Genomic DNA, 13,526 nt, shown 5'->3' on the forward strand with positions numbered 1-13,526 from the left:
AGTATATTTCTTTTTAGTAAAAAAACCAAGAGAGAAATTGCCCTCAAGTAAAAATTTTACTTTTTTTAGGAAAAACTATTGATTATTTTCCTAAAAAAAAGTATGATTTGAAATGAAGAAAGCGTTTTAAAAAATGAGGGTGGCATGAATGAAGTGGATTAATTCGTTATTTATCCTGGGTCTACTTATGGGGTTGACTGCTTGTTCTCCAAATGAAGCAACGCAGACGCAAGCATTTTCCCAAAGCAGCGAAAAGCAATTAAAAGAACGAGCGCTTTGTTATTCTGACGAAGATTTTTCGCAAGGTGTCGTCCAGTTGCATGAATTCGTGAAGCTATCTGGCACCATCGTGAAGAGTGATGCGAAAACAGCAGACATTGAGAAAGGGGATCGATTTATTTTAGAAACAGCGGCTGGACAGTACCAAGTATTCAATGAACAAAGTCAGCAATTGAAACTACAAGAAGTGGTGACGATCTACGGAGAATATTATGGGTTTATTAAAGCGACATTGATTGAAAGGAAGGATGCGGATGCAATCACAGAAGCTGCAGCAATTGAAAAAGAATAAATTTGAAAGTTATGAAGATGTAGCAGCCGGCTTCAAAACGATCATGGATCAACTCAAACCCGCTTTTGCAAGCAGTCGTCCCGGATACTTGGCTTTAGGCAGCCATGGGACTGTCTATGAGAAAGAGGTACAGGAACTTGAAGCGTTCTTGCGACCACTTTGGGGACTCGCGCCTTATCTAACCCAGCAAGAAGATTCATTCATGGAAACCTATCTCTCAGGAATTATTGCGGGTACAGATCCAGAGAGTCCCGATTATTGGGGTGTTGTGGAAGACTTCGACCAACGAATCGTGGAAATGGCTTCGCTAAGTACTTTTTTACTATTAAACAAAGAAAAAACGTGGGATGTTTTATCCCAACGCCAAAAAGATGATCTCCATGCGTGGCTGATCCAAGTCAATCAACGAGAAATTCCTGCAAACAATTGGCATTTCTTTCGGGTTCTCGTCAATGTAGCCATGAAGCGTTGTGGCAGCAGCTTTTCTCAAGAAAAAATCGATGCTGACTTGGCATTGATCGAGACCTTTTATTTAGGGGAAGGATGGTACTGTGACGGAGTAGCCACTCAAATCGATTATTATGTATCTTTTGCGATCCACTACTATAGTCTTCTGTACTGTCGATTTGTCCCTGAAGATCTTGAAAGGGCAACGAAGTTCAAACAACGAGCCACCGATTTTGCTCAAACCTTCAAGCATTGGTTTGCAGCAGGTGGTGCCGCCGTTCCTTTTGGTCGAAGTTTGACGTATCGCTTTGCGCAAGTTTCTTTCTTCAGCGCATTGGTTTTTGCGGATGTTGAAGCATTGCCATGGGGAGAGATCAAGGGGTTGATCAGTCGTCACCTGCATCAGTGGATGCAGCAAGACATTTTTACTTCCGAAGGGATACTGACGGTCGGCTATTCGTACCAGAATCTGATCTTTGCCGAAGGTTACAATGCACCAGGTTCGCCTTATTGGGCGTTAAAAACCTTTCTTTTGTTAGCGGTACCAAAGGAGCATCCCTATTGGCAAGCCACTCCCACGCCATTAGCGATCGCTGAAAGAACACTGGCTCATCCCATCAGTAAGAACTTTTATCAACACAATCAAGACTTGACGCATGCCTTGATGTTTCCTGCAGGACAATTTATCAACTATCAAAGTCATGCCAGCAGCAAATATAGCAAATTTGTCTACTCAACGACGTTTGGCAATAGCGTGCCCAAGAGCAATTATTGGTTTTATGAAGGAAATTATGACAACACATTGGCTTTGTCAGAAGATGACCATTACTTTCGCACCAAAGGATTGGATCGCCAGTATCAGCTTTTACCTGATCGGATCATTCATGAATGGGATCCGTGGGAAGACGTGAAGATAAAAACAACGATCATTCCACTGATAGGCAGTCACCTTCGCATTCATGAGATCAATTCTCAGCGCGCCCTTTCTTTCTATGAGGGTGGGTTTTCATCACCGAAAGAGGCAACTGCCATCACTGAAAAAACCGCAAGCAGCGCTGCGGTACGAACATCGATCGGCTATTCGAAAATCGAGGTGATCGCTGGCTATGAAACGAGCGATGTCTTACGAACGGAGCCCAATACGAACCTCTTGTATCCTGCAACTTGGCTGCCGTATTTAACTGCTCAACGACAAGCGGGAAAGCACCTGTTCGTTTCCCTCGTCACCGGCTTGCTTCCACAAGAACAAGAACAAGCAGTGACCGTCGAAGTGACAACAAACAACATTACGATCAATCAATCCGGACATATGATCCAGGTTGAGCGAATAGGAGGAAAAAATGGAAACCAGCTATGACGTACAGCTATCACAATGGGTAGCCGAGCAAATCGACTTCACCGTTAATCAAGTAAGAAAGAATACTAAGACCTTTGACACGTTGGTCCCACCTGCAGCAAGTGAACAGCTTGTCTATCGACCAGAAGCCAACCATGATTGGACGGCGAGTTTTTGGACTGGCATGTTGTTTTTGAGTAAAGAACTGACGGGATCAACAGAATTTGATGAAACCATCGAAAAACAGCTGCACTCTTTCCAAGAACGATTGAACCAAAGAATTGGACTAGAAACCCATGATATCGGGTTTTTGTATAGTTTGACTGCGATTGCCGACTATCGAGTGAACGGACGGGAATCTTCGAAAAAACTCGCGATTGCCGCCGCCGATCTATTAATGGCCCGTTACTCACCCAAAGCCCAGATCATTCAAGCGTGGGGCAATCTCGATGATCCGCAACAACGGGGGCGCATCATTATTGATTGCTTGATGAATTTGCCGCTATTGTATTTTGCTTCCCAAATGACCGGGGATGAATCCTACAAAAAAGCAGCCTATGCTCATGCCAAGCAGACCCAGAAATACATCGTGCGAGACAACGCCACGACGTACCACACCTATTACTTCGACGTTGAAACTGGAGCGGCGATCGGCGGCAATACCCAACAAGGCTATGCTGATGATTCCTGCTGGGCAAGAGGGCAAGCGTGGGGAATCTACGGATTTACGCTTAGTTACCTTTACACCGGTGATACCAGTTTCTTGAAGACTGCTCAAGACCTTGCGGATTACTTTATTGCTGAATTACCGGCGGACAAGGTCAGTTATTGGGATTTAGTGTTTAGCGATGGTAGTCAGGAAGAAAGGGATAGTTCGGCCGCCGCCATCGCAGTCTGTGGCTTGTTAGAACTGGCGAAACATTTACCGATCACGCAGCCAAACCAAGCCGCCTACCAGAAAAACGCCTTGGCGATCTTGGCATCGTTAGCCCAAAACTATACAACGATCGACCATCCCGAATCAAACGGACTTTTGATGCATGGGGTTTATGACAAGAATTCCCTCAAAGGGGTCGATGAATGCATGATCTGGGGCGATTATTATTACATGGAAGCGCTGATGCGGGTGTCACAAAGTTGGTATTCCTATTGGTAGTTTTAGGGGCGACCCTTTAAAAAAATGTTTAATGGAGGAATAAAAATGCACTTTTTGAAAAAAGGTTTATTAGCAGCAACGATGTTTGGGACGATCGCAGCTTTGGCAGCCTGTGGAGGCGGAGCGACAGATGATTCCGCTGCTTCTGAAGATGGCGACATCAAATTGACCGTAACCACTTGGAATTACGATACGACACCTGAATTCGAAAAACTATTCCGTGCCTTTGAAGAAGCGAATCCGGGCATTACCGTTGAGCCTGTCGATATTGCTTCAGATGATTATGATACCAAACTGACGACCATGCTCTCTTCCGGAGATACGACAGATATTTTGACCATGAAAAATTTACTTTCTTACTCTAATTATGCGTTGCGGGACCAATTGGTGGATCTCACCGACCATATCGGATCATTGGATATTGCCCCAGCGCAAGAAAGCTATGACATGTATGACGTAGAAGGCAAAACTTATGCACAACCGTATCGGACGGATTTTTGGGTCTTGTATTATAACAAAAAAATGTTCGATGAAGCAGGCTTAGACTACCCATCAAACATCACCTGGGACGAATATGAGGAGCTTGCCAAGCAGCTAACAAAACCAGACGAACAAATTTATGGTGCGTATCAACACACATGGCGTTCTACTACTCAAGCGATTGCAGCTGCTCAAAATGGTGCCAACTTGATCGATCCTCAATACGACTACTTAGAAGAATATTATGATCGTGCATTGCGGATGCAAGACGATAAAGCACAAATGGACTTTGGGACAGCAAAATCAACGAAAGTTACGTATCAATCACAATTTGAAAATGAAAAAGCAGCCATGATGTACATGGGAACTTGGTATATGGGTGCATTGATGACCAATATCGACGATGGCAAGACAGATGTCGAGTGGGGCATTGCGGAAATGCCGCAAAATGAAAAAGGGGAAGTAACGACATTTGGTTCTCCGACTGCTTTTGCCATCAATAAAAATTCAAAACATCAAGAAGCTGCGCAAAAATTCTTAGACTTTTGTTCCGGTGAAGAAGGCGCCAAAGTATTAGCAGAAGTCGGTGTCGTTCCTTCGTATAAGACTGATGCCATTGATGAACTTTACTTCTCCCGTGAAGGCATGCCCGCCGATGAAGTATCGAAAAAAGCCTTCAATCCAGAAACCGTCGCGATCGAGTTTCCTGTCGATGAAAATGGACCAGCGATCGACAAAATCTTGCAAGAAGAACATGACTTGATCCTTTTAGGGGATGAAACACCAAAAGAAGGCATTGCGAATATGGAAAAAAGGGTGAAATCTGAAACCGAATAGTCCTAACGAGAGAAGGGACTTGGGCAAAAAAGTTCCTTCTCTTTATTAATGAAAGGGGGCCTGCTGGCAAGCAGCAGGAGACAAATATGGAAATAACCTCAAAATCAAAAGCAGCCAATAAGTTGAAACGCAAAAATACGCTAACCGCGCTGTCTTTTATTGCACCGAACTTTATCGGCTTTTTCTTATTTACCTTAGTGCCAGTTGTGTTCTCATTGATTCTGGCTTTCATGGAATGGGATTCCTTTAGTTCGCCTGAATTTGTGGGAATGAAAAATTTCAGCAAAATGCTAGGGGACGACACCTTTTGGATCTCGTTAAAGAACACCTTTCTCTATACGATTGGCGTCGTTCCATTAACGTTAGTATGTTCCTTAGGCTTAGCGATTTTATTGAATAAAAAAGTACGTGGAATGAAGTTTTTCCGTACTGCCTTCTTCTTTCCTTATGTCACCTCGTTAGTTGCGATCGCTGTCGTGTGGAACATGTTGTTTCACCCAACGATGGGACCAATCAATCAGTTCTTGAAATTTTTTATTGAAAATCCTCCTGGTTGGACCTCCAGCTCTGATTGGGCTTTGACGGCGATCATCATAGTCAGCGTCTGGCGTGGCATGGGGTATTACATGATCTTATACTTGGCAGGGCTACAAAGTGTGCCAAAGGAATTGTATGAAGCGGCTTCGATCGATGGGGCCAACAAGTGGCAGCAGTTTCGCAACGTGACGTTGCCGTCCTTACGACCAACGACCTTCTTTGTTTCGATCATGCTGGTCATAAACTGTTTCAAGATCTTCGATTTGGTCCAAGTCATGACTGCCGGCGGACCCGGTCGAGCCACCAATGTCTTGGTGTATCAAATTTACAACGAAGCGTTTGTGAAATTTAATTTTGGTTACGCATCTGCGATCGCCATGGTCTTGTTTGTGATCGTTTTGGGCATCACGGTGATCCAGTTTAAGTGGAACCAAAGACAAGAACGGGTGTAAGGAGGGAGTACAGATGGAAAATACACTGAGTAAAAAGAATGTTCAAGCCAAACCAAAACAAAAAGCCAAGCTGTCGGTCGGCAGTGTCTCCTTGATTCTTTTATTAACATTTCTCGCGTTAGTGACACTGATCCCGTTTCTCTGGATGATCTCTGCTTCTTTTAAGACCAATAACGATGTTTTTAGCGTACCGATCCAATGGATTCCAAAAAGTTGGCACCCAGAAAACTATACGGTGATCTGGGATCGCATTCCTTTGCTGACTTTTTTCAAGAACACAGCATTTTTGAGCGTCATCATTACCTTGATCCAACTGTTTACCTCTAGCTTTGCGGCTTATGGGTTTTCGAAGATGCATTTCAAAGGACGCGACCTGTTGTTTCTGACATACATCGGTACGATTGCGATTCCTTGGCAATCCTATATGATTCCTCAGTTCATCATGATGCGCCAGTTCGGGCTGACAGACACGCTTTGGTCTTTGGTCCTCTTACAAGCCTTCAGTGCCTTTGGCGTCTTTTTGTTGAAACAATACTATAGTAGTATTCCTGATTCACTGTGTGAAAGTGCGCGGATCGATGGTTTGAGTGAGTGGGGGATCTATCGAAAAATCATTCTACCACTGACGAAGCCCGCTTTAGCGAGTCTGACCATCATCACCTTCGTCAATACATGGAATGATTATATGGGACCATTTATCTACCTCTCCTCAACCGAAAACAAAACCATTCAGTTAGGGTTGAAAATGTTTGTCGGCTTATATGATGCCGAGTACGCCCTGATCATGGCAGCATCTGTGGTCTCCATTTTGCCAGTGGCGATCGTCTTTTTAGCAATGCAAAAATACTTCGTAGAAGGAATCGCTACTTCGGGAATGAAAAATTGAGGTGATCAATCATGTTTACCAAACCTACCTTTGAAAACAATCTTTACATGCGGATCTTCCGCTGGCTATATATTGGCTTTGCCCTGAATATCAGTTTTTGGGTCGTGAACACACCCTACACCCTCACGGCAATGTTCTTGGCAGTCGATCCTAGAAACCTCCTTTGGTTTGCATTGGCACTCTTGCTGATTGGTCCAAGCATGATCAGCCTCCTGGCTGCGATCGATCGCTTTGCAGAACACAAAGACATCGATCCAGTAAAAGATTTCTGCTACTTTTTACGAACCTTTGCCGTGCGCGGGTTTCTCTATTGGCTCATCGGCTGGCTGGGGAGTGTCATTGCGATCGTGGATATTCTGTTTGCGATTCAATTTGAAAGTGGCAAATGGCTCGTTCCTTTCTTTCTTTTGTTAGGGATGCTTTCCATAGCTCTTAGTATCAACGCGTGGTACTTCCAAGTGCGTAATCCAAAAGCAGCTAAGAAAGATGTCCTGCGTACCGCACTTTTCTTCACTTTGAAAAAATGGCCTGTTAGTTTGTTAGCAACCTGTTTGTTTGTTGCCGTTTTTGTCGCCTTGATTTTGAAGCCGCAATTTGGCTTTACTCTTTTTCCAGTCCTTTTTTTCGGACTCCTTTATTTAAACTTACGGAAATTTCAGATAAAATAGAAAGAAAGTCGTCTACGAATAAAGGAGACGACTTTTTTTAGGAGAAAGGGGGGCTTGAAAATGGCAGAAACAGTCACACTTCAACCGATTACCGAAGAAATGCTTGCTGAACTTTGGTCGATCAGCTATGGACCAAAGGCAGATTTAGAATGGAAAAAATGGGACGGACCGTATTTCCAAGACCCCGTATTGACGTGGGAAGAATTTCGAACGGGGTTTGGCGCTAGCTGTATCGACAACCCGTTACGTAAAGCGATCAGCTATCAAGGTAGAATCGTGGGGATCGCGACCGCTTATTGGGAAGACAATACCTTGCAGCAGTGGTTGGAATTCGGGATAGCCATCTATGATGCTTCCCTTTGGAATCAAGGCATTGGCAGCCAAGCAATTCGCCAGTGGATCAATGAGTTGTTTGAATCACAGCCTCATATCCAGCGTGTCGGGTACACCACGTGGTCGGGCAATCACCGCATGATGAAACTAGGAGAAAAGCTAGGGATGACCAAAGAAGCCCAGATCCGCAAAGTCCGTTTCTGGGAAGGCACCTATTATGATTCCATCAAGTATGGCATCTTGCGAGAAGAATGGGCACAGCAGAAGTGAAGGTAGGGGATACGGCAGCCAATGTCGTATTCCTTTTTCTTTTTTTACAACAAATCAAAAAAATTTCTAGCATTACAGACAATAACCATGTACTATCTCTATGTAATACTTTATAATAATTCCAATGTACAGATTAGAAATATTTTAAAAAAGTCGGGAATAGCGTTTGAAGTTCATTCTCAATTAGTCTAAAATAGTGAGAAAGAAAAGATACTGGAGGGAAAGAAATGTCAGTTTTAGAAATCAAAAATCTACACGTCCAAATCGAAGATAAAAAGATCTTAAAAGGCGTTGACTTAGTGTTAAAAACTGGAGAGATCCATGCCATCATGGGACCAAACGGTACAGGGAAATCAACCTTGTCCGCTGCCATCATGGGCAACCCGAATTATGAAGTGACAGAAGGAGAAATTTTGTTCGACGGCGAAAACGTCTTGGAAATGGAAGTGGATGAGCGAGCTCGCTTAGGTTTGTTCTTGGCGATGCAATACCCAAGTGAAATTCCAGGCATCACCAATGCAGAATTCATGCGGGCAGCGATCAATGCCAAACGTGACGAAGACGACAAAATCTCTGTCATGGATTTCTTGAAAAAATTAGATGAAAAAATGGATTTATTGAATATGCCCGAAGAAATGGCGGAACGCTATCTGAATGAAGGCTTCTCTGGTGGAGAAAAGAAACGAAATGAAATCTTGCAATTGTTGATGCTAGATCCAACCTTTGCGATTTTGGATGAGATCGACTCTGGTCTAGATATCGATGCCTTGAAAGTCGTAGCAAAAGGCGTCAATGAAATGCGCGGCGAAGGCTTTGGCGCTTTGATCATCACCCATTACCAACGTCTGTTAAACTACATCACACCAGACGTGGTTCATATCATGATGGAAGGCCGTGTCGTGATGACCGGTTCGGCAGACTTAGCCAAACGCCTAGAAGCAGAAGGCTATGCTGGGATCAGTAAAGAGTTAGGGATCGACTACAAAGAAGAAGAAGCGTAAGGAGGCAAGGTAAATGGCAAAATTACAGGATTATCTTGAACAAGTCAACGTTTTTTCAGCGTTAAAAGAAGAGCCTGAATGGATGTTGGAATTACGCCAAGCAGCCCTTGCGAAAGTGGATGAACTTGCGTTTCCAAAAATCGAGCGGGTGCGTTACGAGCGTTGGCCATTGTTCAATATCGACGAACAAGCACTTGCTGGTGAGTACGCTTTGTCAGAAGAAGAAGTGGCAGGCGCAGTTCCTGCCTTTGACGCGATGGATAACCATCCGACCCTCGTTCAGTTCGATGGCACCACGATCTTTGAGCAATTACCGCAAGAGTTGATCGACAAAGGCGTGATCTTTACCGACTTGTTTACAGCAATGAAAGAAGTACCAGAGTTGGTTAATCAATACTATATGACCAAAGCAGTGCCAATGGACGAAGACAAAATGACCGCAGCACATGCGGCGTTTATGAATAGCGGCATGTTCTTGTATGTACCAAAAAACGTGGTGATCGAAGAACCCCTTGAAGCGATTTTCTACCACAATGGCAATAGCCAAGCGCATTTCTTCAAACACATTTTGATCGTTGCCGATGAACACAGTGAGTTCAGCTACTTGGAACGTTTCCAAACCAAAGGCGACCAAGCGAAAAAACTGTCAGGCAATATCGTAGTGGAAGTAATTGCCAAAGCAGGCGCGAAGGTCAAATTCTCTGCGATTGATCAGTTAGGTGTCAACATTACTACGTACATGAATCGTCGCGGCTACGTATTACGAGATGCGATGGTAGATTGGGCGATCGGAGTCATGAATGACGGCGACGTCGTGGCAGACTTTGATTCTGATCTTGTAGGCGAAGGCGCGCATTCGGAAGTCAAAGCGGTCGCAATCAGTGCTGGACGCCAAACACAAGGAATCGATACCCGCGTAACCAACAAAGCACCGCATTCCATTGGTCATATCCTGCAACACGGCGTTATCAGAGAACGCGGCGTCTTAACCTTTAACGGTATCGGACACATTTTAAAAGGAGCCAAAGGGGCGGACGCGCAACAAGAAAGCCGTGTCCTAATGCTTTCAGACCAAGCCCGTGGCGATGCTAACCCAATCCTTTTGATCGATGAGCACGAAGTAACAGCCGGACACGCAGCCAGTGTGGGACGGGTCGATCCAGAAGAAATGTACTACTTGATGAGTCGTGGGTTGCGCAAAGAAGAAGCGGAACGTTTGGTGATTCGTGGTTTCTTAGGATCCGTCTTGACCGCGATCCCAGTCAAAGAAGTGCAACAAGAATTGGTTGCCGTTATCGAAGGGAAGTTGCTCGCATGATCGATGCCCAAAAAGTGAAACAAGCGTTTCCCATCTTGGATCAGCTCGTAAATGACGAACCATTGATCTACCTCGACAATGCCGCCACTACGCAAAAACCAGAGGCGGTGCTACAGGCAATCACCGATTATTACCATCAAGACAATGCCAACGTTCATCGTGGGGTTCATACCCTCGCAGAACGGGCGACCCATTCCTATGAAGGCGCACGAGAAAAGGTTCGCCGTTTTATCCATGCGAGTGAGACGGCGGAAGTGCTGTTTACTCGAGGGACGACCACTGGTTTAAATTGGGTCTCCCGCAGCTACGGCGACCGTTTTGTCAATGAAGGCGATGAAATCGTGATTTCTTATATGGAACATCACTCCAATATCATCCCTTGGCAGCAATTAGCTGCTCGGAAAAAAGCTACCTTGAAATATATCCAGTTGACACCAGAAGGCACCTTGGACATGGAAGATGCCAAGAAACAGATCACAGACAAAACCGCCATCGTTTCGATCGCGCACGTTTCCAATGTTTTAGGCGTGATCAATCCGATTGCAGAGCTAACCAAATTGGCGCATCAGCACCAAGCCGTCATGGTGGTGGATGGTGCTCAGGCTGTTCCACATATGGCAGTTGATGTCCAAGCACTGGATTGTGATTTCTATGCCTTTTCTGGCCATAAAATGTGCGGACCAACTGGCATCGGTGTCTTATACGGCAAACGGCAATGGCTGGATCAAATGGAGCCCGTCGAATTTGGCGGTGAAATGATCGATTTTGTCCATCTGCAAGAAAGCACGTGGAAAGAACTGCCGTGGAAATTTGAAGCGGGCACACCAAATATTGCCGGCGCGATCGGCTTAGGTGCAGCGGTCGATTACTTAACAGAAATCGGCTTAGAAAACATCCACGCCCATGAAGCAGACTTAGCTGCCTACGTTTTGCCCAAACTGCAAGCCATTGAAGGTTTGACCATCTATGGTCCCCAAGAAGCAGCAAAACGCACGGGAGTGATCGCCTTTAATCTAGCAGGCATCCATCCTCATGATGTTGCCACCGCTTTAGACATGGAAGGCATCGCGGTACGGGCAGGTCATCATTGTGCCCAACCCCTCTTGACCTATTTGCAAGTCCCAGCGACTGCACGGGCCAGCTTTTACCTGTATAATACAAGAGAGGACGCCGATCGACTGGTTGACGCCATCAAGCTGACGAAGGAGTTTTTCCAACATGGCACTAACGAAATTAGATAATTTGTATCGACAAGTCATTCTGGATCATTCCAGCCACCCACATCATCGGGGCACCTTGGATGATTCAACGTACAAAGTCGAATTGAATAACCCTACCTGTGGCGACGTGATCCACTTGGAGCTCGCTGTCGAAGGAGACACCATCAAAGACATCGCGTTTACTGGCGAAGGCTGTTCCATCAGTACCGCCAGTGCATCCATGATGGGGGATGCGATTATCGGTAAGACACTAGCAGAAGCTGGTGAACTTTCAGGCTTGTTTTCTGAGCTCGTCCAAGGAAATGACATTCCCCAAAGCGATCGTTTAGGCGATGCTTCCATGCTTGGGGGTGTGGCGAAGTTTCCTGCACGCATCAAGTGTGCGACCTTAGCTTGGAAAGCATTAGAAAAAGCCATTGCTGCCGACAGTACACAAGCATCTGTCAGTCACAGCCACGCCAATGAATCTGACACTGAAGAAACCAGCGAATAGACAACCACACTACAAAAGGAGTGAGAACCATGGGTGTACCCGAATTAGAAGAATATAAATTTGGCTTCCACGATGACGTGCAGCCTGTTTTTAGTACCGGCGAAGGATTGACCGAAGACATCGTCCGTGAAATCTCACGGGTCAAGCAAGAGCCAGAATGGATGCTTGAGTTCCGCTTGAAGTCTCTTGAAGCCTTCAACAAGATGCCCATGCAAAACTGGGGCCCAGACCTGTCTGACATCGATTTTGATGCCATCAAATATTACCAAAAACCAAGTGATCGTCCTGCCCGTGATTGGGATGACGTACCAGAAAAAATCAAAGAGACCTTTGAGCGCATTGGTATTCCAGAAGCCGAGCGGGCATACCTGGCTGGCGCTTCTGCCCAATACGAATCAGAAGTCGTTTACCACAACATGAAAGAAGAGTTTGAAAAACTTGGCATCGTCTTTACCGATACCGATTCAGCCTTGAAGGAATACCCTGAGCTGTTCAAACAATACTTTTCAAAATTAGTCCCACCAACCGATAACAAGCTTGCTGCTTTAAACTCAGCCGTTTGGTCAGGTGGTACCTTTATCTATGTACCAAAAGGCGTTCGTGTCGATGTGCCATTACAAACCTATTTCCGGATCAATGCCGAAAATACCGGTCAGTTTGAACGAACATTGATCATCGTTGACGAAGGCGCCAGCGTCCATTACGTTGAAGGCTGTACCGCCCCAACCTACTCAAGCAATAGTTTGCATGCAGCTATCGTTGAAATTTTCACCCTAAAAGACGCTTACTGCCGCTACACCACCATTCAAAACTGGTCAGACAACGTCTACAACCTAGTAACCAAACGGGCCAAAGCCTTAGAAGGTGCTACCGTTGAATGGATCGATGGCAACCTAGGTGCCAAAACAACCATGAAATACCCAAGTGTGTATCTTGATGGCAAAGGCGCACGAGGCACGATGCTTTCCATTGCCTTTGCAGGTGCCAACCAAATCCAAGATACCGGTGCAAAAATGATCCACAATGCACCAAACACCTCCAGCTCCATCGTCTCAAAATCAATTTCTAAAGACGGCGGTGCAGTAAACTACCGTGGACAAGTCACCTTCGGCAAGAAGAGCGCAGGCTCTATCTCCCATATCGAGTGTGACACCATCATCATGGATGACCTATCGAAATCTGATACCATCCCATTCAATGAGATCCACAACAGCCAAGTGTCCCTAGAACACGAAGCCAAAGTCTCCAAAATCTCAGAAGAACAACTATACTACCTAATGAGCCGCGGCCTCTCCGAAAGCGAAGCAACCGAAATGATCGTTATGGGATTCGTCGAACCATTCACCAAAGAATTACCGATGGAATACGCAGTCGAATTGAACCGGTTGATTAGTTATGAGATGGAAGGGTCTGTGGGGTAATAGGGGTACACTATTACATTCAAAGCTTCATTGACTTGATTAGTATGTTACTGTTTTCCATAAAATAATGAAAAAGGAGTACTCTAAGGAGTGCTCCTTT

13 protein-coding genes are annotated in these 13,526 nt (G+C 45.2%); all 13 read left to right on the forward strand.

Translation table 11 applies throughout. The features are described from left to right. Nucleotides 1-148: 148 nt before the first annotated feature. The 13 genes from IGJ17_RS02410 (at nucleotide 149) to sufB (ending at nucleotide 13,426) form a co-directional block, all read left to right on the forward strand. The gene (locus IGJ17_RS02410) at nucleotides 149-571 is read left to right on the forward strand and encodes a hypothetical protein (RefSeq protein ID WP_086332977.1); all 423 of its coding nucleotides are present in this window, start codon (nucleotides 149-151) and stop codon (nucleotides 569-571) included. Then, nucleotides 534-2,375 carry a DUF2264 domain-containing protein gene (locus tag IGJ17_RS02415; RefSeq protein WP_429947024.1) on the forward strand — a complete coding sequence of 614 codons (1,842 nt, stop codon included), beginning with the start codon at nucleotides 534-536 and terminating at the stop codon, nucleotides 2,373-2,375. Before IGJ17_RS02410 ends, IGJ17_RS02415 begins: the two co-directional genes overlap by 38 nt. After that, complete coding sequence (locus IGJ17_RS02420; RefSeq protein WP_086316854.1) at nucleotides 2,359-3,510, forward strand: glycoside hydrolase family 88 protein; 1,152 nt, start codon at nucleotides 2,359-2,361, stop codon at nucleotides 3,508-3,510. Before IGJ17_RS02415 ends, IGJ17_RS02420 begins: the two co-directional genes overlap by 17 nt. 45 nt (nucleotides 3,511-3,555) lie before the next feature. Beyond that, entirely contained in the window at nucleotides 3,556-4,827 is a 1,272-nt protein-coding gene (locus IGJ17_RS02425) for an ABC transporter substrate-binding protein (RefSeq protein WP_429947026.1), read from the forward strand. An 86-nt stretch (nucleotides 4,828-4,913) separates the two neighbouring features. Then, nucleotides 4,914-5,816 (forward strand): carbohydrate ABC transporter permease, encoded by a 903-nt coding sequence (locus IGJ17_RS02430; protein ID WP_005232126.1) that lies wholly within the window; start codon nucleotides 4,914-4,916, stop codon nucleotides 5,814-5,816. Between the two features lie 13 nt (nucleotides 5,817-5,829). After that, on the forward strand, nucleotides 5,830-6,702 hold the full coding sequence (locus tag IGJ17_RS02435) for a carbohydrate ABC transporter permease (protein ID WP_005232123.1): 873 nt from the start codon (nucleotides 5,830-5,832) through the stop codon (nucleotides 6,700-6,702). A gap of 11 nt (nucleotides 6,703-6,713) precedes the next feature. Then, nucleotides 6,714-7,370, forward strand: coding sequence for a DUF624 domain-containing protein (locus IGJ17_RS02440; RefSeq protein WP_429947027.1), 657 nt, complete (start codon nucleotides 6,714-6,716; stop codon nucleotides 7,368-7,370). Nucleotides 7,371-7,430: 60 nt separating this feature from the next. Beyond that, a complete protein-coding gene (locus tag IGJ17_RS02445) occupies nucleotides 7,431-7,973 on the forward strand; it encodes a GNAT family N-acetyltransferase (RefSeq protein ID WP_008376042.1) in 543 nt (180 codons plus the stop codon). Nucleotides 7,974-8,200: 227 nt separating this feature from the next. After that, nucleotides 8,201-8,974, forward strand: coding sequence for a Fe-S cluster assembly ATPase SufC (gene sufC / locus IGJ17_RS02450; protein WP_005232112.1), 774 nt, complete (start codon nucleotides 8,201-8,203; stop codon nucleotides 8,972-8,974). 13 nt (nucleotides 8,975-8,987) lie between these two features. Next, a complete protein-coding gene (gene sufD, locus IGJ17_RS02455) occupies nucleotides 8,988-10,292 on the forward strand; it encodes a Fe-S cluster assembly protein SufD (protein WP_087664855.1) in 1,305 nt (434 codons plus the stop codon). Further along, nucleotides 10,289-11,533 (forward strand): cysteine desulfurase, encoded by a 1,245-nt coding sequence (locus tag IGJ17_RS02460; RefSeq protein ID WP_061053721.1) that lies wholly within the window; start codon nucleotides 10,289-10,291, stop codon nucleotides 11,531-11,533. The genes sufD and IGJ17_RS02460 overlap by 4 nt, the downstream gene beginning before the upstream one ends. Continuing rightward, nucleotides 11,511-12,005, forward strand: coding sequence for a Fe-S cluster assembly sulfur transfer protein SufU (sufU, locus tag IGJ17_RS02465; RefSeq protein ID WP_005232105.1), 495 nt, complete (start codon nucleotides 11,511-11,513; stop codon nucleotides 12,003-12,005). The genes IGJ17_RS02460 and sufU overlap by 23 nt, the downstream gene beginning before the upstream one ends. A 29-nt stretch (nucleotides 12,006-12,034) precedes the next feature. Beyond that, entirely contained in the window at nucleotides 12,035-13,426 is a 1,392-nt protein-coding gene (gene sufB / locus IGJ17_RS02470; protein ID WP_005232103.1) for a Fe-S cluster assembly protein SufB, read from the forward strand. The last annotated feature ends 100 nt before the right edge of the window (nucleotides 13,427-13,526 follow it).

Origin of the sequence: Enterococcus sp. DIV1096b (assembly GCF_050498765.1) — a bacterium.
In the GTDB taxonomy this organism is placed as follows: domain Bacteria; phylum Bacillota; class Bacilli; order Lactobacillales; family Enterococcaceae; genus Enterococcus_D; species Enterococcus_D entomosocium.

What these genes read in the sequence shown, in the direction of transcription:
- IGJ17_RS02410 (WP_086332977.1), top strand. Translation starts at nt 149, where the DNA reads ATGAAGTGGATTAATTCGTTATTTATCCTGGGTCTACTTATGGGGTTG.
- IGJ17_RS02415 (WP_429947024.1), top strand. Translation starts at nt 534, where the DNA reads ATGCAATCACAGAAGCTGCAGCAATTGAAAAAGAATAAATTTGAAAGT.
- IGJ17_RS02420 (WP_086316854.1), top strand. Translation starts at nt 2,359, where the DNA reads ATGGAAACCAGCTATGACGTACAGCTATCACAATGGGTAGCCGAGCAA.
- IGJ17_RS02425 (WP_429947026.1), top strand. Translation starts at nt 3,556, where the DNA reads ATGCACTTTTTGAAAAAAGGTTTATTAGCAGCAACGATGTTTGGGACG.
- IGJ17_RS02430 (WP_005232126.1), top strand. Translation starts at nt 4,914, where the DNA reads ATGGAAATAACCTCAAAATCAAAAGCAGCCAATAAGTTGAAACGCAAA.
- IGJ17_RS02435 (WP_005232123.1), top strand. Translation starts at nt 5,830, where the DNA reads ATGGAAAATACACTGAGTAAAAAGAATGTTCAAGCCAAACCAAAACAA.
- IGJ17_RS02440 (WP_429947027.1), top strand. Translation starts at nt 6,714, where the DNA reads ATGTTTACCAAACCTACCTTTGAAAACAATCTTTACATGCGGATCTTC.
- IGJ17_RS02445 (WP_008376042.1), top strand. Translation starts at nt 7,431, where the DNA reads ATGGCAGAAACAGTCACACTTCAACCGATTACCGAAGAAATGCTTGCT.
- sufC (WP_005232112.1), top strand. Translation starts at nt 8,201, where the DNA reads ATGTCAGTTTTAGAAATCAAAAATCTACACGTCCAAATCGAAGATAAA.
- sufD (WP_087664855.1), top strand. Translation starts at nt 8,988, where the DNA reads ATGGCAAAATTACAGGATTATCTTGAACAAGTCAACGTTTTTTCAGCG.
- IGJ17_RS02460 (WP_061053721.1), top strand. Translation starts at nt 10,289, where the DNA reads ATGATCGATGCCCAAAAAGTGAAACAAGCGTTTCCCATCTTGGATCAG.
- sufU (WP_005232105.1), top strand. Translation starts at nt 11,511, where the DNA reads ATGGCACTAACGAAATTAGATAATTTGTATCGACAAGTCATTCTGGAT.
- sufB (WP_005232103.1), top strand. Translation starts at nt 12,035, where the DNA reads ATGGGTGTACCCGAATTAGAAGAATATAAATTTGGCTTCCACGATGAC.